General features: G+C 75.1%; 13 protein-coding genes. 12 read left to right on the forward strand and 1 reads right to left on the reverse strand.

Features of this window, described 5'->3' with window-relative positions; translation table 11 throughout:
* Positions 1–90 precede the first annotated feature (90 nt).
* The 9 genes from H7H31_RS24475 to obgE all read left to right on the forward strand — a co-directional run bounded on the left by H7H31_RS24475 (position 91) and on the right by obgE (position 15,702).
* A complete protein-coding gene (locus tag H7H31_RS24475) occupies positions 91–1,473 on the forward strand; it encodes an alpha/beta hydrolase family protein (protein ID WP_187060905.1) in 1,383 nt (460 codons plus the stop codon).
* A 226-nt stretch (positions 1,474–1,699) separates the two neighbouring features.
* Positions 1,700–3,454 (forward strand): CYTH and CHAD domain-containing protein, encoded by a 1,755-nt coding sequence (locus tag H7H31_RS24480; protein WP_187060906.1) that lies wholly within the window; start codon positions 1,700–1,702, stop codon positions 3,452–3,454.
* Between the two features lie 158 nt (positions 3,455–3,612).
* Complete coding sequence (locus tag H7H31_RS24485) at positions 3,613–5,550, forward strand: TIGR03960 family B12-binding radical SAM protein (protein ID WP_187060907.1); 1,938 nt, start codon at positions 3,613–3,615, stop codon at positions 5,548–5,550.
* A gap of 140 nt (positions 5,551–5,690) precedes the next feature.
* The gene (locus H7H31_RS24490) at positions 5,691–7,403 is read left to right on the forward strand and encodes a protein kinase domain-containing protein (RefSeq protein WP_187118087.1); all 1,713 of its coding nucleotides are present in this window, start codon (positions 5,691–5,693) and stop codon (positions 7,401–7,403) included.
* Positions 7,404–7,681: 278 nt separating this feature from the next.
* On the forward strand, positions 7,682–8,425 hold the full coding sequence (locus tag H7H31_RS24495; protein ID WP_187061772.1) for a TIGR03936 family radical SAM-associated protein: 744 nt from the start codon (positions 7,682–7,684) through the stop codon (positions 8,423–8,425).
* A gap of 275 nt (positions 8,426–8,700) precedes the next feature.
* Positions 8,701–13,089 carry a ribonuclease E/G gene (locus H7H31_RS24500; RefSeq protein WP_187061770.1) on the forward strand — a complete coding sequence of 1,463 codons (4,389 nt, stop codon included), beginning with the start codon at positions 8,701–8,703 and terminating at the stop codon, positions 13,087–13,089.
* Between the two features lie 412 nt (positions 13,090–13,501).
* Positions 13,502–13,822 (forward strand): 50S ribosomal protein L21, encoded by a 321-nt coding sequence (gene rplU, locus H7H31_RS24505; protein ID WP_176161587.1) that lies wholly within the window; start codon positions 13,502–13,504, stop codon positions 13,820–13,822.
* Positions 13,823–13,836: 14 nt separating this feature from the next.
* Positions 13,837–14,091 (forward strand): 50S ribosomal protein L27, encoded by a 255-nt coding sequence (rpmA, locus tag H7H31_RS24510; RefSeq protein ID WP_176161586.1) that lies wholly within the window; start codon positions 13,837–13,839, stop codon positions 14,089–14,091.
* Positions 14,092–14,265: 174 nt separating this feature from the next.
* Positions 14,266–15,702, forward strand: coding sequence for a GTPase ObgE (obgE, locus tag H7H31_RS24515; protein WP_176161585.1), 1,437 nt, complete (start codon positions 14,266–14,268; stop codon positions 15,700–15,702).
* A 141-nt stretch (positions 15,703–15,843) separates the two neighbouring features.
* Here obgE and H7H31_RS24520 read toward each other — a convergent pair whose 3' ends face one another.
* A complete protein-coding gene (locus tag H7H31_RS24520; RefSeq protein ID WP_187061771.1) occupies positions 15,844–17,958 on the reverse strand; it encodes a hypothetical protein in 2,115 nt (704 codons plus the stop codon).
* A 724-nt stretch (positions 17,959–18,682) separates the two neighbouring features.
* Between H7H31_RS24520 and proB the strand changes: the two genes are divergently transcribed.
* The 3 genes from proB to H7H31_RS24535 all read left to right on the forward strand — a co-directional run bounded on the left by proB (position 18,683) and on the right by H7H31_RS24535 (position 21,960).
* Complete coding sequence (proB, locus tag H7H31_RS24525; protein ID WP_176166040.1) at positions 18,683–19,786, forward strand: glutamate 5-kinase; 1,104 nt, start codon at positions 18,683–18,685, stop codon at positions 19,784–19,786.
* Positions 19,787–20,001: 215 nt separating this feature from the next.
* Entirely contained in the window at positions 20,002–20,517 is a 516-nt protein-coding gene (locus tag H7H31_RS24530) for a hypothetical protein (RefSeq protein WP_176161583.1), read from the forward strand.
* A 159-nt stretch (positions 20,518–20,676) separates the two neighbouring features.
* Complete coding sequence (locus H7H31_RS24535) at positions 20,677–21,960, forward strand: glutamate-5-semialdehyde dehydrogenase (protein WP_372455984.1); 1,284 nt, start codon at positions 20,677–20,679, stop codon at positions 21,958–21,960.
* Positions 21,961–22,085 lie beyond the last annotated feature (125 nt).

The raw sequence follows: 22,085 nt of genomic DNA on the forward strand, positions 1-22,085 counted from the left end.
CCGCCACCAGTATTCCGGGCGTGCCGCCGCGTGGCGGCGGGGGTTCGCGCGAGATGCGCGGCGATCGAGCACGGAAGGGTGCGACAGACCATGGCGGACAGGGACAGGGACAGGGACAGGGACAGGGACACGCACGGGGTGAAGGCCGGGACCGGGGCCGGGCGCGGCGGTGCGGGGCGTGCGGGGGTCGCGGGGCGTACGGGGCCCGGGGGCGGCGTCGGCCGGCGGGCGGTCGCCGCGGCCGTGCTCGGCGGCGCGGTGGCGCTCACCGGCCGGGGCCCGGCGTGGGCCGCGCCGCGCCCGGGTTCCCCGGTGGGTGCCGGCGCGGCGGGTGGCCTCCGGCTGCGGCTGCCGGCGCCGAGCGGCCCGTACCGGATCGGGGCCAGCGTGCTGCACCTCGTCGACCGGGAACGCCCCGATCCGTGGCTCGGCGCCGGCAGCGTACGGCAGGTGATGGCGACGGTATGGTACCCGGCCGGCGACGTGCGCGGCCGGCCGCGGCTGCCGCACATGACGCCGCGGGCCGCCGGATCGTTCGCGTCCTGGGCGCCCCGGACGCACCCGCAGGTGCCGCCGACGGGCGTGGACTGGGCCGCCACCGCGACCCACGCCTACCTGGGCGCGCCCGTGCTGGCCGGGCGGCGGCGGCCGGTGCTGCTCTACAGCCCGGGCGGCGGCGACCCGCGCACCCTGGGCACCTGCGTCGCCGAGGAGTTGGCCAGCCACGGCTTCGTCGTGGTCACCGTCGACCACCCGGGCGACGCCAGCGAGGTCGAGCTGCCGGACGGCACGCTGCGCGAGACGGTCTTCGTCGGCGATCCGCGCGCCGACCCGAAGCTGTTCCGGACCGTGATCGAGACCCGGCTCGCCGACGTCCGGCTCGTCCTGGACCACCTGGTCAGCCTGGCTGGCTTGGCTGGCCTGGACGGCCTGGTCAACCGGGTCGCCGGCCGACGCCGTGACCAGCCGGGCCGCGCCCTGCCCCGTGGCCTCGCGCGCGCCCTGGACCCGCACCGGGTGGGCGTCTACGGGCACTCGGCGGGCGGCACCACGGCGGCGCAGGCCCTGTACGACGACCGCCGTATCGCGGCGGCGGCCAACCTGGAGGGGTACCTGAGCCACCCGGGAACGCCGACCGGCCGTCCCGGCCCGCTCTTCCCCGTCGCCCGCGACGGGGTGGACCGGCCGCTGCTCCTGCTGGGCACGGACGGGTTCCGGGACGCGGAGTTCGACCGCACCTGGTCGGCGGCGGTGGCCCGCTCACACGGCCACGCCACCTGGCGGCAGATCGCCGGCGCCACGCACGCGACCCTCACCGACTACGCGGCCCTGGCGCCCCAACTCCAGGCCGCCGGCCTGATCACCGCCGAGGCCCGCGCCGGCCTGGTCGGCACCATCGACCCGGCGCGCTCGGTGCCGCTGCTGCGCCACCTCGTCCGCACCTTCTTCACCCGCCACCTCGGCAGGCCGTGACCTCGGCACGCTCTGACCTCGGCACGCTTCGACGGTGCCGCGCGCGACTCCGCCCGAGCCCGGCCGGGCGCGACCCCAACCGCCCGAGGCCGGCCGGGGCGGGGTCGCGCCTGGCGGCGGGGCGGCGGCACGCGGCGCCCACGCGGTCGGCCACCACGCCGCGCGGGGTGTGACCGAGCCCGTCGAACCGCTCGCCGCGCGCACCGCCCGGGCGTACATTGCGGCCATGTCACGCACCGTACGAGAAATCGAACGGAAGTACGAGGCGGCGCCCGGCGGAGCGCCACTCGACCTCGCCGCGCTGTCCGCCCTCGCCGAACTGCCCGGCGTCGACTCCGTCGTGGACGACGGCGTCACCGCGCTCGACGCCACCTACTACGACACCGCCGACCAGCGGCTCGCGGCGGACGGAGTGACGCTGCGCCGCCGCACCGGTGGTTCCGACGAGGGCTGGCACCTCAAGCTCCCCGTACGCCCCAAGGGCGCCCCGCGCACGAGCGACGGCGGCGACGTGGTGCGGGACGAGATCAGAGCCCCGCTCGGCGACGCGGTACCGCCCGAACTCGCCGCCCTGACCCGTTCCCGCACCCTGGACGCCCCGCTGCGCCCGCTGGTCGAACTGCGCACCCGGCGCACCGTCTGGCGCCTGGTCGACGCGGCCGGCGAGCCGCTCGCGGAGATCAGCGCCGACGAGGTCAGCGCGCGCCGCGCGGGCTCGGCCGGCGCGCCCGTCCGCTGGAGGGAGGTCGAGGCCGAACTGGGCGCGGGCGGCGACCCCGCGCTGCTCGACGCGGTCGAGCGCCACCTGGCCACCCTGGGCCTGCGGCCCGCCGGATCGACCTCCAAGCTGGCCCGCGCCCTGGCGGAGACGGCCGCGTCGCACGTCGAGTCCGTGCCGGCCACGGAGGCGCGCCGGGAGGAGCGCCGCGCCGCGCACGGTGACGGCGACGACACACGGAAGAAGCCGAAGGAGTCGAAGAAAGCGAAGAAACAGAAGAAATCCCGGCCGCCGAAGAAGGCCCGCCGGCGCGAGGGCGCGGACGCCCTGCTCGGCGGCGGGGACCCGACCGCCGAGCTGACCGCCGGCGACGTGGTGCTGGACGCGGTGCGCCGGCAGGTCGCGGCGATCGTCGCGCTCGACCCGGCCGCCCGGCGCGAGGTCCCCGACGCCGTGCACCGGATGCGGGTCGCCACGCGCCGCCTGCGCAGCGTCCTGCGCTCCTACCGCAAGGTCCTTGACCGGGAGGTCGCCGACCCGGTGGGCGCCGAACTGAAGTGGCTGGCCGGCGAGTTGGGCGTGGACCGGGACCGCGAGGTGCTGGCCGAGCGGCTGACGGCCGCGCTCGACGCGGTCCCCGAGGAACAGCGGCTCGGCCCGGTGCGCGCCCGGCTGACCATCTGGGCCCGGGCCGAGCACGCCGACGCCCGCCAGCGGCTCATCGCGGCACTCGACGGCCCGCGCTACCTGGACCTGCTCACCACGCTCGACGCGCTGCGCGCCGACCCGCCGCGAACCCGCGAGGGAGCGCCGCCGCTGCTGCGCCCGGCCGCGGCGAAGCCGCCGCACAAGGTGGTCCGCGCCGCCGTACTGGCCGAGACGGACCGGCTCACCCGCCACGTGGACGCCGCCCTCGCGCTGCCCCCGGGGCCCGAGCGCGACGACGCGCTGCACGCGGCGCGCAAGGCCGCCAAGCGCGCCCGGTACGCGGCCGAGGCCGCCGAGCTGGGCCTCGGCAAGGGGGCCCGGGAGCTGGCCGGCCGGCTCCAGGGCGTGCAGCAGCTCCTCGGCGACCACCAGGACAGCGTGCGGGCCCGCGAGACGCTGCGGGCCATCGCGGTGCGGGCGCACGCGGCGGGCGAGAGCACGTTCACGCTCGGGCTGCTGTACGGCCGCGAGGAGGCCGCCGCGGCGGCCCGCGAGCGCGAACTGCCATCCGTGTGGGCCGCCGTCCTGGACCCGCCACCGCGCCGACTGCTGTGACCGACCCCGCCCGGGCACGCCCACGCCCGTCCCGGGAAGCCCTCCGGGACGGGCGGCGGGCGGGAAGGTCCCGCCGGGCGGGTTAGGCTTGAGGGTCACCCGTCCCTCGCCGTCGGCGGTGGGGCGTGTCCTCCGTCAGCTCACGAAGGTTCCCGGGTATGTCTGCCGAATCGGTCTTCCCGCAGCTCGAAGCTCTGCTCCCGCATGTGCAGAAGCCGATCCAGTACGTGGGTGGAGAGCTGAACTCCACCGTGAAGAAGTGGGACGAGTGTGACGTCCGCTGGGCGCTCATGTATCCCGACGCGTACGAGGTCGGCCTGCCCAACCAGGGCGTCATGATCCTCTACGAGGTGCTCAACGAGCGCGAGGGCGTGCTCGCCGAGCGCACCTACAGCGTCTGGCCCGACCTCGAGGAGCTGATGCGCGAGCACGACGTGCCGCAGTTCACCGTGGACAGCCACCGGCCGGTCAGCGCGTTCGACGTCTTCGGCCTGAGCTTCTCCACCGAGCTGGGCTACACCAACATGCTCACCGCACTCGACCTCGCGGGCATCCCGCTGGAGGCCGCGCGGCGCACCGAGGACCACCCCGTCGTCGTCGCCGGTGGGCACGCGGCGTTCAACCCGGAGCCGATCGCCGACTTCATCGACTGCGCGGTCATCGGCGACGGCGAGCAGGCCGTCCTGGAGATCACCGAGATCGTCCGCGGCTGGAAGGCCGAGGGCCGCCCCGGGGGCCGCGAGGAGCTGCTGCTGCGCCTCGCCAGGACCGGCGGGGTCTACGTGCCCGGCTTCTACGACGTCGAGTACCTGCCCGACGGGCGCATCGGCCGCGTCGTGCCCAACCGGTCCGGCGTGCCGTGGCGGGTCTCCAAGCACACGGTCATGGACCTGGACGAGTGGCCCTACCCCAAGCAGCCGCTGGTCCCGCTCGCCGAGACGGTGCACGAGCGGATGTCGGTCGAGATCTTCCGCGGCTGCACCCGCGGCTGCCGGTTCTGCCAGGCGGGCATGATCACCCGCCCGGTGCGCGAGCGCAGCATCACCGGCATCGGCGAGATGGTGGAGAAGGGACTGAAGGCCACCGGCTTCGAGGAGGTCGGCCTCCTGTCGCTGTCCTCGGCCGACCACACCGAGATCGGCGACATCGCCAAGGGCCTCGCCGACCGGTACGAAGAGGACAAGATCGGCCTGTCGCTGCCCTCGACCCGGGTGGACGCGTTCAACATCGACCTGGCCAACGAGCTGACCCGCAACGGCCGCCGCTCGGGTCTGACCTTCGCGCCCGAGGGCGGCTCGGAGCGCATCCGCAAGGTCATCAACAAGATGGTCTCGGAGGAGGATCTGATCCGCACCGTCGCCACGGCGTACGGCAACGGCTGGCGGCAGGTGAAGCTGTACTTCATGTGCGGGCTGCCCACCGAGACCGACGAGGACGTGCTCCAGATCGGCGACATGGCGGTCAACGTGATCGCCAAGGGCCGCGAGGTCTCCAGGTCCAACGACATCCGCTGCACCGTCTCCATCGGCGGCTTCGTGCCCAAGCCGCACACGCCCTTCCAGTGGGCGCCGCAGCTCTCCGTCGAGGAGACCGACGCGCGCCTGGAGAAGCTGCGCGACAAGATCCGCGGCGACAAGAAGTACGGCCGCTCCATCGGTTTCCGCTACCACGACGGCAAGCCCGGCATCGTCGAGGGCCTGCTCTCGCGCGGCGACCGGCGGGTGGGCGCGGTCATCCGCGCGGTGTACGAGGACGGTGGCCGGTTCGACGGCTGGCGCGAGCACTTCTCGTACGAGCGCTGGATGCGCTGCGCCGAGAAGACGCTGCCGGACTTCGGCGTGGACGTGGACTGGTACACCACGCGCGAGCGCACCTACGAGGAGGTGCTGCCCTGGGACCACCTGGACTCCGGCCTGGACAAGGACTGGCTCTGGGAGGACTGGCAGGACGCGCTCGACGAGACCGAGGTCGAGGACTGCCGCTGGACCCCGTGCTTCGACTGCGGCGTGTGTCCTCAGATGGACACCAGCATTCAGATCGGCCCCACGGGCAAGAAGCTGCTGCCGCTGACCGTCGTCGGGGGCGGCGGCAACTAGGCCACACAGGCCGGTCAGCCCCGCGCCGCCCGGCCCCACAGCCCCGTCCACTCCGAGGTCAGTCGGGGTGGACGGGGCTGTGGTGTGCGCTCGCGCGGCCCGGGTAGGCTCCCGCACCGGGCTACGGGGAGGGCCGGTGCATGAAGCCGCTGGAGGCGGGTGATCCGCGGTCGGTGGGTGGTTACGAACTGCTCGGGCGGCTCGACGGCGGCGGCATGGGCGTGGTCTTCCTCGGCCGGGCCGCCACCGGATACATCGCCGCCCTCAAGGTGGCGCGCGCCGAGTTAGCCGACGACCCGGAGTTCCGGCGCCGCTTCGCCCGCGAGGTGGAGGCCGCCCGCCGGGTCGACGCCCGCTTCACGGCCGCCGTCCTGGACGCCGACCCGCACGCGCCCCGGCCCTGGCTGGCCACCGAGTACATCGCCGGCGTCCCGATCAACGCGGCCGTCGCCGACCGCGGGCCGCTGCCGGAGGACGCGCTGCGCGCCCTGCTGGCCGGGACCGCCCGGGCCCTTGAGGCCATCCACGCCGTCGGCCTCACCCACCGGGACCTCAAGCCGTCGAACGTCCTGCTCGCCGACGACGGCCCCCGCGTCATCGACTTCGGCATCGTCCGCTCCACCGAGCACACCCAGATCACCCGGACCGGCGAACTCTCGGGCAGCCCCGGCTACATGGCGCCCGAACAGTTACGCGGCGACGCCGTCGGGCCGCACACCGACGTGTACGCGCTGGGCGCGACCCTCGTCTACGCGGCCACCGGCCGCGGCCCGTACGGCGAGGGCGACGTGTTCGCGATGGTCTACCGGACCGTGGAGCAGGACCCGGACCTGTCCGGCGTGCCCGTCGCGCTGCGGCCGACGCTCGCCCGCTGCCTGGCCAAGAACCCGGCCGAGCGGCCCACGGTGGCCCACTTGCGCGCGGAGTTCGCCGTGCCCGACACGGTGCGCGAACGCCGCTGGCTGCCATCCGACATCAGCGCCACCCTCGCGCCCCCGCCGCCCGCCGCCCGACCCGCGCCGCCGGGCGCGGCCCCGCCCGTGGGACCCGCCGCCCCGCCGCCGGCCGCCACGCCCGGGTTCGGCCCGGCCGCCTACGGGCCGCTGCCCCCGCCGCCGATACCCCCGGCCCCGTCAGCGGCCCAGCCGGCGGCCGTGCCCGCCGCGCGTCGTACCGCCTCCCGGCGGGCCCTGCTGGTGGCGGTCGCGGGCGGCGGCGCCACGGTGGCCGTCGGCGGGGCGCTCACCCTCTGGCGCGGCCTCGGCGGCGACGCCGACGACGGGGCGAAGGGCCACCGGCCGACGCGCGACCCCAGCGGCGCCGGGGCCGGAGACCGAACGAGCGAGCACCCGACGCCGAGCGAGCCGGCCGGCCACGACGAGGCGTCGACCGGGCCGAGCACGCGGGCCCCGCACGGGAGCGGGGACGGGCGACTGCCCGAGATCATCGCCGGCACCGCGTTCGGCGCGAAGCCCACGATGGCCGCGCCGACCGGAGCCCCGCCGCACGGGCTCGTGGTCGAGATGCTGATCGAGGGCAGCGGACGCGCCGCGGACAAGGGCAGCAGCGTCTCCGCCCACTACGTCATGCAGGTCTGGGGCGAGAGCCGGATCGTCGACTCCTCCCACGCGCGCGGCCGACCCGACACCTTCTTCATCGGCACCGGCCAGGTGATCAAGGGCTGGGACGAGGCGCTGGTCGGCAAGCAGGCCGGCAGCCGCGTCCAACTCGCGGTGCCACCGGAGAAGGCGTACGGCGCCAAGGGCCTGCCGTCGGAGGGGATCAAGGGCACGGACACGCTGCTGTTCGTGGTGGACCTGATGAGCGTCCCGGCCACCCGCGACGACCGCTGACCCGCGAGGCCCGCCTCCGGTGTCGGGGCAGGTCGGAGCGGGGCCCGAGGCGGTCCGCCGGCCCCCGGGGAGCACTCGGGGCGCGGGCGACGCGTACCCTAGGGAGAAGGTCCGTGCGCCGACCACCGCTGTGCGGCGGGGCGCTGGACCGGACGACACGGGCAGGCGACAGCCGGTGCGGCCCCCACTGCGCGCGGGCTGACGACCTGGCCGGCCCTACGCAAGGAGACGTCACCCTGGGCAAGCGACAGCCCGAAGGCCCACCGCCCGCTCCCGCGGTGCAGCGCATCCGACTGCGCTACACCAAGCGCGGTCGCCTCCGGTTCACCAGCCACCGTGATTTCCAGCGCGCCTTCGAGCGGGCCCTGCGCCGCGCCGAGGTGCCCATGGCGTACTCGGCGGGCTTCACCCCGCACCCCAAGGTGTCGTACGCCAACGCCGCGCCCACGGGCACCGGCAGCGAGGCCGAGTACCTGGAGATCCAGCTCGCCGAGCGACGCGACCCGGAACAGCTCCGGACGCTGCTCAACACCTCGCTCCCGGACGGCCTCGATGTCACCGACGCGGTGGAGGCCACCACGTCGGGACTGGCCGACCGGCTCCAGGCGTCCGTGTGGGAGCTGCGGCTCGACGGGGTGGAACACGCCGCGGCCGAGCACGCCGTCGCGGCCTTCCTCGCGGCGGAGACCGTGGAGGTGCAACGGCGCACGAAAAACGGGTTGCGCAGCTTCGACGCCCGTGGAGCGGTCGTCGGACTGGAAGCGCTCCCAGGTCAGGCCGATAGGCCGGGCAATGGTGGCTGTGCGATACTGCGCCTGGTTGTTCGGCATGTGACACCTGCCGTGCGACCCGACGACGTCCTGTCCGGTCTCCGCGCTACGGCCGACCTGGCGCCGCCGGTCCCCGCTGCGGTGACCAGGCTGGCGCAGGGGCTGCTCGATGAGGAGTCCGACACGGTGACCGATCCGCTCGCACCCGACCGCGAGGCAGTCCAGGCCGCCCCACCCACGGCGCCGGAATGACCGCCGTACCGGGGGCAACGCCCGCTCGCGGGGGAGCGCCGGAGGGTCCCGGCTAGGGATGGTCGTCGACGCGCCGCCGCTTCACGGGCATCCGCCCGGCCGCGGCAGGCGCACTGACCAGGAGACTTTCGCCGGTGCCCAGAACGGGACCCGGCGAGCGAGACAACAGCTCCCGTGCGGCGCCCGCGCCCCGGATGGCGGTACCGCGCACATCACGCGGTGCCGCGGCCGGAATCAGGCGCGGCGCCCGGGAGCGTGACGGGAGAACCGCCCGCATGCTCGAACCAATTGAGCCCCACGAATCCACGCAGGCCCAGCAGGTGGCCGAATCGGCCGACCGGCCCGGCGCCGAGGGCCCGCTGGGGGACAGCCCCAGCGGCACCCTGCCGCCGCGCCGCCGGCGCCGCGCCGCCTCCCGGCCCGCCGGCCCGCCGGTCGCGAAGGCCGACACCGCCGCGCTGAGCGGCGACGACGCGGCGTCCACGGAGCTGGCGTCGGCCGCCCCGGCCGCCGCCTCCGTAGCCGCCGTCGCGGCCTCCGGCGCCGCCGACGAGCCGCGCGCCACCGCCGCCGACACCCTTGCCTCCGACACCGGTGAGGCCGGCGACACGGAGGCCGCCCCGCGCGGCCGTACCCGCCGCCGGGCCACCCGCAAGGCCACCGCCCCGGCCGGCGCGCCCGCCGCCACCGAGGCCGCCGCCCAGCCCGAGCCGGTCGCCGCTGCCGCCCCCGTCGCGACCGCTGCCGACGCCGACGAGGCCGCTGCCGGCGCCGACGAGGCCGCCGCCGAGGAGTCCGCGCCGCGCGCCCGCAGCCGTCGCCGCGCGACCCGTAAGGCCACCGCCCCGGCCGGCGCCCCGCAGCGCGCCGCCGACGAGGCGCCCGCGGACGAGGAAGAGGAGGAGCCGGTGGCCGAGCAGGCCCCGGCCGCCGCCCTCGCCCAGCCCGAGCCCGCCGCCGCTGCCGCCGCCGCGACCACTGCCGACGCCGGCGCCGACGAGGCCGCCGCCGAGGAGTCCGCGCCGCGCGCCCGCAGCCGCCGCCGCGCGACCCGTAAGGCCACCGCCCCGGCCGGCCCCGCGCGGGGCGTCGAGACGCCCGCCGCCGAGGTGGCCGCCGACCACGCCGCCGCCCCGGAGCCGGCTGCCGAAGCCGTGTCCGAGACCTCCACCGAAGCCGGCGCCGAGCCGGCGGCGGAGGCCGAGCCGGCGCCGAGGTCGCGCACCCGGCGCCGCGCCGTGCGCAGGACGGCCACCGCCGAGCCGCAGGAGACGGCCGCCGACGAGCGGGAGGCCGCGGCGGAGCCCGCGCCCGCGACGCGGCGCACCCGCCAGCGGGCCGCCAGCGAGCCGGCCGCGCCCGCCGCGAGCGCCCCGGAGGCCGCGGCCGAGCCGCGGGCCGCCGAGACCACCAACACCACCCCGACCCAGGAGCCGGTGCGGGGGCGGCGGCGTGCCGTGCGCCCGCCGACCGCCGTCTTCCAGGCGCCGGTCTTCGCCGAGCCGATGTTCCAGACCCCGGAGACCGCGGCGGCAGCCGCCGCGGCTGCCGGACGACAGGACGACGGGTACGAGGAGGAGGAGCCCGCCGCGGAGCGGGCCACCACCAGCAGCCGGCGCCGCCGCCGGCGCCGGGCCGTCGAGGACGAGCCGGCCGCCGAGCGGGCCGTGCCCGAGACCAGGGCCCCGAGCGAGGCCGGCCAGCCCGCGACCGAGCCGGCCGACGAGGCCGACGAGGCGCTCGCCGACGGCGCCGCCGAGCCGGAGCACGACGCGGAGGCCGAGGACGAGGGCGGCGACCGCCCCTCGCGCCGTCGCCGTCGCGGTGGCCGCCGCCGTCGCCGGGGCGAGGCGCTCGACGCCGAGGGCGCCGACGAGCACGCCGATGGTGAGCGAGCCGACCAGCCCGAGCAGGCCGAGCACGCGGAGCAGGCTTCCGCGCCCGAGCCCGCCGACGAGGAGCAGCACGCCGAGGACGACGAGCCCGGCGAGGACGACGCGACGGGCGGCGGCTCCAGCAGCAGCCGGCGTCGTCGGCGCCGGCGCCGGCGCAGCGGCGACGGCGCGGACGCCACCGGCGGGGACGACCCGGAGCGTACGGTCGTCAAGATCCGCGAGCCGCGCGAGCGGCGCGCCAAGGACGTCGAGCCCTCCGACGAGGTGCAGTCCATCAAGGGCTCCACGCGCCTTGAGGCCAAGAAGCAGCGCCGCCGCGAAGGCCGCGAGCAGGGCCGGCGTCGGGTGCCGATCATCACCGAGGCGGAGTTCCTGGCGCGCCGCGAGGCCGTCGAGCGCGTGATGGTCGTCCGGCAGAGCGGCGAGCGCACCCAGATCGGCGTGCTGGAGGACAACGTCCTCGTCGAGCACTTCGTGAACAAGGAGCAGGCCACCAGCTACGTCGGCAACGTGTACCTGGGCAAGGTGCAGAACGTGCTGCCGTCGATGGAGGCCGCGTTCGTCGACATCGGCAAGGGCCGCAACGCGGTCCTGTACGCCGGTGAGGTGAACTTCGAGGCGCTCGGCATGGGCCACGGCCCGCGCCGCATCGAGACCGCGCTCAAGTCCGGCCAGTCCGTCCTGGTCCAGGTCACCAAGGACCCGATCGGCCACAAGGGCGCCCGGCTGACCAGCCAGGTCTCGCTGCCCGGCCGCTACCTGGTGTACGTGCCCGAGGGCTCGATGACCGGCATCAGCCGCAAGCTCCCGGACACCGAGCGGGCGCGGCTGAAGCAGATCCTCAAGAAGATCGTCCCCGAGGACGCGGGCGTCATCGTGCGCACCGCGGCCGAGGGCGCGAGCGAGGACGAGCTGACCCGCGACGTCGCCCGCCTGCAGGCGCAGTGGGAGGAGATCCAGCAGAAGGCGAAGAACGGCGGCAGCTCGCACGCCCCCACGCTGCTCTACGGCGAGCCGGACATGACCGTCCGCGTCGTGCGCGACATCTTCAACGAGGACTTCTCCAAGGTCATCGTCAGCGGTGACGGCGCGTGGGAGACCATCCACGGGTACGTCTCGCACGTCGCGCCCGACCTCGCCGACCGGCTCCAGAAGTGGACGTCGGACGTGGACGTGTTCGCCACGTACCGCATCGACGAGCAGCTCATGAAGGCGCTCGACCGCAAGGTCTGGCTGCCCAGCGGCGGCTCGCTGGTGATCGACCGGACCGAGGCGATGGTCGTGGTCGACGTCAACACCGGCAAGTTCACCGGCCAGGGCGGCAACCTGGAGGAGACGGTCACCAGGAACAACCTGGAGGCGGCCGAGGAGATCGTGCGTCAGCTCCGGCTGCGCGACCTCGGCGGCATCATCGTGATCGACTTCATCGACATGGTCCTGGAGTCCAACCGGGACCTGGTGCTGCGCCGCCTCCTGGAGTGCCTGGGCCGCGACCGTACGAAGCACCAGGTGGCCGAGGTGACCTCGCTGGGCCTGGTGCAGATGACCCGCAAGCGCGTCGGGCAGGGGCTCCTGGAGTCCTTCTCCGAATCGTGCGTGCACTGCAACGGGCGCGGCGTCCTGGTCCACATGGACCAGCCGACCTCCGTCGGTGGCGGGGGCGGCGGCAAGCGCGGCAAGAAGAAGAAGGGCGGCGCCGACCAGCACGAGCACGTCCACGTGCCGGCCGAGGCCGAGCGCCCGGCGATCCAGCCCGTGCCGGCCGAGACCGCCCCGGCCCCGGTGGCGGAGCCCGTCGAGCCGGCCGTCGCCGAGGCGGAGGAGGAGTGGTTCGGCAGCGCCGCCGAGGCGCAGGCCGCCGCCGAGTCGGGACGCGGTTCGGCCGCCTCGCGCCGCGGTCGCCGGCGCGCCAGCCGCAAGGCGTCGGCCCCCGCGGGCTCGCCCCGGCAGGCCGAGGTGAGCGTGGACGAGCAGGTCGCCCCGCCCGCCGCCGAGACCCCGGCCCCGGCCGTCGCCCCGGCCCCGGCGGAGCCGACCCCGGCTGCCGCCGAGCCAGTCGCCGAGCCGGCCGCGCAGCCGATCCCGGAGCCGGCCGCACAGTCGGTCCCGGAGCCGGTCGCACAGCCGACCCCGGAGCCGGCCGCGCCCGCCGCGCCGCCGCGCGCTCGCCGTCGGGTGACGCGCAAGGTCACCGCGCCGGCCGGGTCGCCGGCCGACGCGGAGGCGGCCGTGGTCGTGGTCGGCCCGTCCGGCACGGACCGCGTCGCGGACGAGACGCCGGCCGAGCCCGTGGCGGAGCCGGCGGTCGCCGGTACGCCGGAGCCGGTCGCCGCCCCCGACGCGCTGGTCGAGGCGGCGGAGGAGGAGGCCGCGTCGGAGGAGGCGGCCCCGGTGGCGAAGAAGGCCGCCAGGAAGGCTCCGGCCAAGAAGACCGCGGCCAAGAAGGCCACCGCGAAGAAGACGGCCGCGAAGAAGGTCCCGGCCAAGAAGGCGGCGGCCAAGAAGGCGGAGCCCGAGGCGGCGGCGTCCGACGCGGCCGAGGCCGAGGACGCGGCGGCCCCGGAGGCGGACGAGCCGACGACCGCCAAGAAGGCCACCGCGAAGAAGACGGCCGCCAAGAAGGCCCCGGCCAGCAAGGCAGCCGCCAAGAAGGCCCCGGCCAAGAAGGCGGCGACCAAGAAGGCCACCGCCAAGAAGACGGCCACCAAGAAGACCGCCGCGGCGGAGCAGTCGCCCGCCTCGGCCGTGTCGGCCACCACGGAGGACTGACCGCCCCGCGCAGGCACCCGGCCCCACCGAGCGCCGCTCCCCGGACCCGTCACGGGCCCGGGGAGCGGCGCGTCGGGGGTCCCGTGAGCCTGCGCGGCGGATCCCGTACGAGCGATCCCGTACGAGCCGCCCCGGGCGGGGGCGCGGGTGGCGTCATGGGACGGAGCGCTGTGGCGGGTGCGGCCCGTGGTGCGGCCGGTGCCTCAGCGGGGCCGGTTTGACCCTGCGGCGCGGCACGCCGTAATCTTGACTGTCGGCGTCTGTACGCCAAACCCCTGAGCAACTCCCTTCCGACGCGGGCCCTCGGGCTCCTCGGTAGAGGCCGCTCGTCCACTCGGATCTCATGAGCCCTCGGCCCATGTGAGCGGCTGGCATCAGGGGTCCCGTTTACTAGCGAGAGAGCGAGATCCGCGTGTACGCCATCGTGCGCAGCGGTGGTCGCCAGCACAAGGTTGCTGTCGGCGACATCGTTGAGGTTGACAAGATTTCCACCGCCAATGTTGGCGACACGGTAGAGCTCTCTACCCTGCTCGTTGTCGACGGCGACGCGGTCACCAGCGACCCGTGGGTGCTGGCCGGGATCAAGGTGCAGGCCGAGGTCGTGGACCACCACAAGGGCGCGAAGATCGACATTCTTCGCTACAAGAACAAGACCGGCTACCGGCGTCGTCAGGGCCACCGCCAGCAGTACACGGCGATCAAGGTCACCGGCATCCCGACGGCCGCGAAGTAAGGGACTGAGGAGAGATGGCACACAAGAAGGGCGCATCGTCCACTCGGAACGGTCGCGACTCCAACGCTCAGCGGCTCGGCGTGAAGCGCTTCGGCGGTCAGGTCGTGAACGCCGGTGAGATCCTGGTCCGCCAGCGTGGCACCCACTTCCACCCGGGCTCCGGCGTCGGGCGCGGCGGTGACGACACCCTGTTCGCGCTGAACGCCGGCGCGGTGGAGTTCGGCACCTTCCGCGGCCGCAAGGTCGTGAACATCGTTCCGGTCGCCTGATCACCCTGATCACGGCGGACCGCGCGTAACGGTTCTTTCGCGGAGGCGGACCTCCCTTCTCGTACGGACTCCGACGGAGTCCCGATGCGGGAAGAGGGTCCGCCTTTCGCGTGTTGTCCCACCAGACAGCACGCAGTAGACATCTTTGTATGCAGGTAACTGGAGGCACATCCCATGACCACCTTCGTGGACCGCGTCGAACTCCATGTCGCCGCGGGTAACGGAGGCCACGGCTGCGCCTCCGTGCATCGCGAGAAGTTCAAGCCGCTCGGCGGGCCCGACGGCGGCAACGGCGGACGCGGCGGTGACGTGATCCTGGTCGTCGAGCAGTCGGTCACGACGCTGCTCGACTACCACCACTCGCCGCACCGCAAGGCCACCAACGGCAAGCCCGGCGAGGGCGGCAACCGCTCCGGCAAGGACGGCGGCGACCTCGTGCTGCCCGTGCCCGACGGCACCGTCGTGCTCGACAAGAACGGCGAGGTGCTGGCCGACCTGGTCGGCCAGGGCACCACGTACGTGGCCGCGCAGGGCGGCCGTGGCGGCCTGGGGAACGCGGCGCTGGCCTCCGCGCGCCGCAAGGCGCCCGGCTTCGCGCTGCTCGGCGAGCCGGGGCACGCCGGGGACGTGGTCCTGGAGCTGAAGACCGTCGCCGACGTGGCGCTGGTCGGCTACCCGAGCGCGGGCAAGTCGTCCCTGATCTCCGTGCTGTCGGCCGCCAAGCCCAAGATCGCCGACTACCCGTTCACCACCCTGGTGCCCAACCTCGGCGTGGTGACCGCCGGCGCCACCGTCTACACGATCGCCGACGTGCCGGGGCTGATCCCGGGCGCGAGCCAGGGCCGTGGCCTGGGCCTCGAGTTCCTGCGCCACGTGGAGCGCTGCTCGGTCCTGGTGCACGTGCTGGACACGGCCACGCTGGAGTCCGAGCGCGACCCGCTGAGCGACCTGGACACCATCGAGGCCGAGCTGGCCGCGTACGGCGGCCTGGAGAACCGGCCGCGGCTCGTCGTCCTCAACAAGGTCGACATCCCCGACGGCAAGGACCTCGCCGACATCATCCGGCCCGACCTGGAGGCGCGTGGTTACCCGGTGTACGAGGTCTCCGCGGTCTCGCGGACGGGCCTGAAGGAGCTGTCCTTCGCGCTCGCGGGCATCGTCGCCGAGGCCCGTGCGGCCAAGCCCAAGGAGGAGGCCACGCGGATCGTCATCCGGCCCAAGGCCGTGGACGACGCCGGCTTCACGGTCACCGCCGAGGGCGACGACCTGTTCCGGGTGCGCGGCGAGAAGCCGGAGCGCTGGGTGCACCAGACGGACTTCAACAACGACGAGGCCGTCGGCTACCTGGCCGACCGGCTCAACCGGCTCGGCGTGGAGGACGCGCTGCTCAAGGCGGGCGCCCGGGCCGGCGTCGGGGTCGCCATCGGCGCGGACGAGAACGCCGTCGTCTTCGACTGGGAGCCGACCATGGCCGCGGGCGCCGAGATGCTCGGCCGCCGTGGCGAGGACCACCGCCTTGAGGCCCCCCGGCCGGCCGCTCAGCGCCGCCGGGACCGCGACGCGGCCCGGGACGAGGCGGACCAGGAGTTCGACCAGTTCAAGCCCTTCTGAGCGGGCGGGAGCCGCGCGCGCCCGGTCGGCTCAGCCGAAAGGCCCTGAGAAGCAGCCTGCTTCTCAGGGCCTTTCGCGTGCTCGGCGCGGTCACCGCGTCCCCGCCGGCCGGGCCGTGACCCGGCCGGCGGGTGGCCGGGGTCAGACCCCGGCGGTGGTGTCGCTGCTGGCGCCGTCGGACTCGCTCTGCGCCGGGTCGAGCGCCGGCAGGCCGTCGTCCGCGTCGGCCGCCAGGGCCGCGGCGGCGTCGCCGTCCGTGGGCTGCGCGGCACGCGCCGCCACCCGGGCCCGGCGGGCGTCGGCCTCGGCGCACAGGGCCTGGGCCGCCTGGTTGAAGCGCACGATCGACGGCGGGTCGGACGGGCCGAGCAGGTGCACCTTGAGCGCGGCGCGCTCGGCGGCGTACGGGTCGCGCTCCGGGTGGCGTACCGCGTCGAGCAGCGCCGGCACGCCGTCCGCCTCCGGGGTGAGGATCGCCGCGGCGCGCACGGTCGGGAACCCGGCCCGGAACTCCTCCTCGGACAGCCCGCTGGTGTTGGCCACGGCGTACGGCTTCTCGCTGCTCAGGTAGTCCGAGACCACGCTGGAGACGTCGGAGATCAGCAGGTCGGCGTGGTTGAAGCAGGAGAAGATCGCCGGTCGCGGGCCGGTGATGACCTGGTGCTCCCACTCCGGCAGCGAGGCCCAGAAGGCGTCCTCCCAGGCGGCGACGGCGGCGTCCACCGCGGCGGCCCGGTCGCTGTCCGGGGCGCCCTGGAGCAGCATCCGCTCCAGTTCGTCGCTGTCGCGCCGGAAGGAGGTCGTGGTCACGCTCTGCAGGGCCTCGGTGCACCGCGCCAGCTCGGCCGCCGCCTCAGGGCCCGGCCGCGCGCCGGAGCGGCGGGTGTTGGCCTCGGCGATCATCGCCTTGATGCGCTCGTTGGCCAGGCCCGCGCGCGGGTCGACCGAGCCCGTCATCGGGTGCGGCTTGTAGAGGAGGCGCACGCCGGGGTCGGCCAGCAGCGCGCGGACGATGTTCTCGCCGGCGAGGATGACCGAGGTGTTGCCCGGGTTGCCGTCCCAGCCCTCCCACGTGGGGGCGTACAGCACCTGCGTGTACGCGCCGGTGGGGGCGCCGGCGTACGGGGCGATCGGGGCGAGCTGCGGGCGGCCGACCTCGACCACGTCCCGGTCGTCGACGCCGATGTCGGCGAGCTGGTAGCGCTCGCGGGCGGCCGGCCCGGCCACCCAGACCTCGTCGTACGCCTTCGCGTACGGGTTGCAACTGGAGAGCTTGTCGCTCTCGCCGTGGTTGGTGAACGCGTGCTTGATCGAGGGGATGCGCAGCACCTGCGAGGTCTTGCCGGAGTTCGCCGGGTGCAGCAGCACCTTGAGCGTGCTGTGTTCGAGCCGCATCAGGTGGACGACCTTGGGGATGCACACGATCGGGATGTCCGTGGCGTCGATCTTCTGCACCATGAACCGCTCGCGGAGCACGATGATCGGGTTGCCGTCGAGCGCGGCGAGCGTGGAGAGCCACATGTTCGCCTGGTACGCGGACGAGGTGCCGCCCGAGAAGTACATGCCGACCGTCGGCTGGTACTCGGCCAGCCACTGGTCCAGCCACTCCAGGGCCTGCTGCTCGCTCACGGCCCGCTTGCGCGGCAGCAGCCAGGTGCTCAGCCAGGCGACGCTGCCGAGCGAGAGGGCGAGCGCGATGCCGAGGCCGGCCCAGCCCCAGGCGGCGTCCTCGGTGGCCGCGGTGGCGAGCAGGCCGGCGGTGGCCGGCACGGCGAAGCGCAGCAGCCGGCGGGCGGGCTGGCGGGCCAGCAGGCGCGGCGGCGCGGCGGTCAGGTGCAGGGCGCTCGCGTCGATGTTGCGGGTGACGAACGGCAGCAGCCGCCGGCGCTTGATGAGTATCGCGATCGCCTGGCAGGCGAAGTGCGCGATGTAGAAGACGAGCAGTCCCACGGTGAGCGGCGCCTGCTCGTGCGTGGGGTCGACGCCTTCGACCCGGAGCAGCCCGACCATGATCAGCATGTCGCGCAGCAACTGCCGAACCGTGGCGTCGAAGCGGACCTTGCTCAACAGCGACAGCAGACCCGGCTGCTTGTGCTGGAGATACAGGTCGAGGGCGAGCCCCGCCGCGGACGCGCCGATGAAGAGGGGCACGTTGGGGAGCAGGGCGCCGATGAGCTGAGTGGTGAAGAACACCATCATCGCGAGCAGTGCCGCCAACTGGACGAGTCGGCGGGGGGCGATTCCGGCAGAGGGCACGGGGTGGGCTCCTGGCAGAGGAGAGCGACGGAAACGAGGGGAACGAGCAAAACGGCCACACGTTGGCCGACCGTTCCACGCGCCGTCACCTGAGCGACAGCGTCTGGATACGGTTTGACCACCGAAGGTATGCCGTGGCCAGGCCCGGTGACAATCCGCTGCGGGGACAAGAGCCGCGAACTAGGGCAATTGCCTGGTGTTCGACGGATGATCGAGGCTCGCCACCCGCCCGCCGGCGCGTCGGCCCACGCCCGGCCCACGCCTTGGGGCCGCCCGCCCCCTCACCGTAGGACGCCCGCCCCCGCGCGGCGAACGGACGCCCGCCCCCGGCCGGCGCGGGCCCGTGGCGGAATGGCCGAAAGCGGCGCCCAGGTCGTGCCTCCGGGCTCCGGCGGGAGCCTAGCCCCGGCGGCAGCCAGTGCCCGGCCGGCGGCGCGGGCGGGGGCGTGACCCCACGGGCGGGGCGTACGCGCGGGCCCGCCCGGTCGAGCGGAGCGGCCCGGCGGGGCGGCGGTGCGCGGGCCGTCCGGCTGGCGAACGCCCGCCCGGCCGAACCGCCCGCTGCCGTACATTGCCCACGAACGTGGGCAGCGATGAGTGCGGTACGGAGGGGCAGGTGGCAACGGCCGTGGCAAGCCAGGACGGCTCGGCGCGAGCGGGCGCGCGCACGTCGGCGGGCGATCAGGCGGGGGCGAGCCCGGCGGACGGCGCGGCGCGCGACGAGGTGACCTCCGCGCGCCGGATCGTCGTCAAGGTCGGCTCCTCGTCGCTGACCACCGCGGCGGGCGGGCTGGACGCCGACCGGGTGGACGCGCTGGTGGACGTGTTGGCCGCCGCGCACGGCGAGCGCCGGGAAATCGTGCTGGTCTCCTCCGGCGCCATCGCGGCCGGCCTCGCACCGCTCGGCCTCGACCGCCGCCCCCGCGACCTGGCCCGCCAACAGGCCGCCGCCAGCGTGGGCCAGGGCCTGCTGGTCGCCCGCTACACCGCCTCCTTCGCGCGGTACGGGCGACGGGTCGGCCAGGTGCTGCTGACCAGCGACGACACCAGTCGCCGCGCCCACTACCGGAACGCCTACCGGACCCTGGACCAGCTCCTGGCCATGGGCGCGATCCCGGTGGTGAACGAGAACGACACGGTGGCCACCGACGAGATCCGGTTCGGCGACAACGACCGGCTCGCCGCGCTCGTCGCCCACCTGGTCCGCGCCGACCTGCTCGTGCTGCTCTCGGACGTGGACGGGCTCTACGACGGCGACCCGAGCACCCCCGGCACCTCCCGGATCGCCGAGGTCGCCGGCCCCGCCGACCTGGAGGGCGTCTCCATCGGCAGCGCGGGCCGGGCGGGCGTGGGCACCGGCGGCATGGTGACCAAGGTGGAGGCCGCCCGGATCGCCGCGGCGGCCGGCGTGCCGGTCGTGCTCACCTCGGCGAGCCGGGCGGCCGACGCGCTGCTCGGCCGGCCCACCGGCACCTTCTTCCACCGCACCGGCCGCCGCTCCACCGGCCGCCTGCTGTGGCTGGCCCACGCCTCCGCGCCGCGCGGGGCGCTGGTCCTTGACGAGGGGGCGGTGCGGGCCGTGGTCGACCGGCGCACCTCGCTGCTGCCGGCCGGCATCAGCGCCGTGGAGGGCGAGTTCACGGCGGGCGACCCGGTCGAGCTGCGGGACGCCACGGGCCGCCCGGTGGCCCGTGGCCTCGTCAACTTCGACGCCCGGGAGATGCCCAAGCTGATCGGCCGCTCGACCCGGGACCTGGCGCGCGAGCTGGGCCCGACGTACGAGCGCGAGGTCGTGCACCGCGACGATCTGGTCGTGCTGGCCCCCTGACGGGCGTCACCGGCGCACTGTGAGGCGAAGCGAACCGAAGGGAAAGCGGCAAAAGAGCCACCTTTCGCCGAGGACCTTCCGTAAAACCGCCACATCATCCGCCGCGGGCTGGTCAACTTTGTTGAACGGGGCCGCACGGGGAAAGCGGTCTCCCAGCGAGCACCACACGGCTTCGCTCGGGGGTGAGCGGAGCGGCGAGCAACAGGAGGCCGCCGGTGAGACGAGGGCGCCCAGTGGCGCAGTCCCGGGGCGGGGGAGCCTCCCCAACCCGTCGGACGATGACCGAGGAACGCAGACTGACCAGCGTGAACACGGGGGAGCAGCACGCGGGCGAGGCCACGGAGGCCGGCGCGACGGCGGCGGACGGACAGGCCCCGCGAGAGCGCGAGACCACCAGGATGTGGCACATCACGCTGAGCGTCTCCGGCCCCGTGGTCCCGCTGCCCGAGGTGCGGCAGGCCCTGGAGCAACTGGCGCACGACCACCCCTTCCTGCTGACCAGCCGGTACGCGGGCGACCACGCGGAGATCCGCTACTGGGAGGAGGCCCGCGACCTGCACGACGCGGCGGCGCTCGCGCTGCGCCTGTGGGGCGAGCACCGCTCGACGGCGAAGCTGCCGCCCTGGGAGATCGTCGGCCTTGAGGTCATCGACCGCGGGACGTACCACCACCGCATCACCCAGGGGCACGGCCTGACCCCGACGACGCCGGTGGGCGTGCACCCGTACTAGGCCGTCCCGGGGCGCCTGGGAGCCGTCGCCGCCCGGGCGGGAGCCGCCCGGGCGGGAGCCGCCGGGCGGCGAGGGCGGCGGGCCGGCGCGGGGCGGGCGGGCGTTTCGCAGGGCGAGATGGCCCGGGGCCCGCGCGGCGGCGCCGCTAGGCTGCCGCGCATGAGCAGCAGCGAATCCGCACCGTCCCCCGTCGTCCAGTCCGCCCACCGGGCCCGCGAGGCCGCCGCCACGCTGGCGCCACTGCCGCGCGCGGCCAAGGACGCGGCGCTGCTCGCGATCGCCGACGCGCTGGACGCCCGGACCACCGAGATCATCGAGGCCAACGCCGAGGACGTCGAGCGGGCGCGCGCGACCGGCACCTCCGACGCCCTCGTGGACCGGCTGACGCTGACCCCCCAGCGGGTGGCCACCGTCGCCTCCGACGTACGGGACGTGGTGACGCTCCCCGACCCGGTGGGCGAGGTGGTGCGCGGCTCCACCCTGCCGAACGGCATCGACCTGCGACAGGTCCGGGTGCCGCTCGGGGTGGTCGGCATCATCTACGAGGCCCGGCCCAACGTGACCGTGGACGCCGCCGCGCTGTGCCTCAAGTCCGGCAACGCGGTGCTGCTGCGCGGCTCGTCGTCGGCGTACCGCTCCAACACCGCGCTCGTCGCGGTGGTGCGCGACGCCGTCGCCTCGGCCGGGCTGCCCGCGGACGCGGTGCAGTTGGTGCCGGGTGAGGGCCGGGAGGCGGTCGGCGAGTTGATGCGGGCGCGCGGCCTGGTGGACGTGCTCATTCCGCGCGGCGGCGCCTCGCTGATCCGCACCGTCGTGGAACAGTCCACGGTGCCGGTCATCGAGACCGGGACCGGCAACTGCCACGTGTACGTGGACGCGGAGGCCGACCTCGACACGGCCGTGGAGATCCTGCTGAACTCCAAGGCCCAGCGGCCCAGCGTGTGCAACGCCGCCGAGACCCTCCTGGTGCACCAGGACATCGCGGAGGCGTTCCTGCCGCGGGCGCTGGACGCGCTCGCCAAGGCCGGTGTGACCGTGCACGGCGACGCGGCGGTACGCGCGGCGGCCGAGCGCGCCGGGTCCGCGGCCACCGTGACGGAGGCCACCGACGAGGACTGGGCCGCCGAGTACCTCTCGTACGACATCGCGGCCGGCGTCGTGCCCTCGCTCGACGCCGCGATCGCGCACATCCGCCGCTGGTCCTCCGGGCACACCGAGGCGATCGTGACCACCGCGCAGGCCGCGGCCCGCCGGTTCACGCAGTTGGTGGATTCCACGACGGTGGCCGTCAACGCCTCGACCCGGTTCACGGACGGTAGCCAGTTCGGGTTCGGCGCCGAGATCGGCATCTCCACCCAGAAGCTGCACGCCCGCGGGCCGATGGGGCTGCCGGAGCTGACCTCGACCAAGTACATTGTCACCGGCGACGGACACGTACGGTAACCGCCTCCGGGTGCCGGTCCGGCCGTGCGCCAGGGCCGGGGTCGCGGGGGCCCGGAGGGGATGACCCGCCCGTCGCGCGGCCGGGCCGCCACCCGGACGGCTCCGGACGGAATACCCCGGACTTT

This window comes from Streptomyces buecherae, from assembly GCF_014295035.1.
GTDB lineage: Bacteria > Actinomycetota > Actinomycetes > Streptomycetales > Streptomycetaceae > Streptomyces > Streptomyces youssoufiensis.

Bases quoted from the DNA above. Each gene is read 5' to 3' on its own strand.
- H7H31_RS24475 (WP_187060905.1), top strand. From the start codon at position 91: ATGGCGGACAGGGACAGGGACAGGGACAGGGACAGGGACACGCACGGG.
- H7H31_RS24480 (WP_187060906.1), top strand. From the start codon at position 1,700: ATGTCACGCACCGTACGAGAAATCGAACGGAAGTACGAGGCGGCGCCC.
- H7H31_RS24485 (WP_187060907.1), top strand. From the start codon at position 3,613: ATGTCTGCCGAATCGGTCTTCCCGCAGCTCGAAGCTCTGCTCCCGCAT.
- H7H31_RS24490 (WP_187118087.1), top strand. From the start codon at position 5,691: ATGAAGCCGCTGGAGGCGGGTGATCCGCGGTCGGTGGGTGGTTACGAA.
- H7H31_RS24500 (WP_187061770.1), top strand. From the start codon at position 8,701: ATGCTCGAACCAATTGAGCCCCACGAATCCACGCAGGCCCAGCAGGTG.
- rpmA (WP_176161586.1), top strand. From the start codon at position 13,837: ATGGCACACAAGAAGGGCGCATCGTCCACTCGGAACGGTCGCGACTCC.
- obgE (WP_176161585.1), top strand. From the start codon at position 14,266: ATGACCACCTTCGTGGACCGCGTCGAACTCCATGTCGCCGCGGGTAAC.
- H7H31_RS24535 (WP_372455984.1), top strand. From the start codon at position 20,677: ATGAGCAGCAGCGAATCCGCACCGTCCCCCGTCGTCCAGTCCGCCCAC.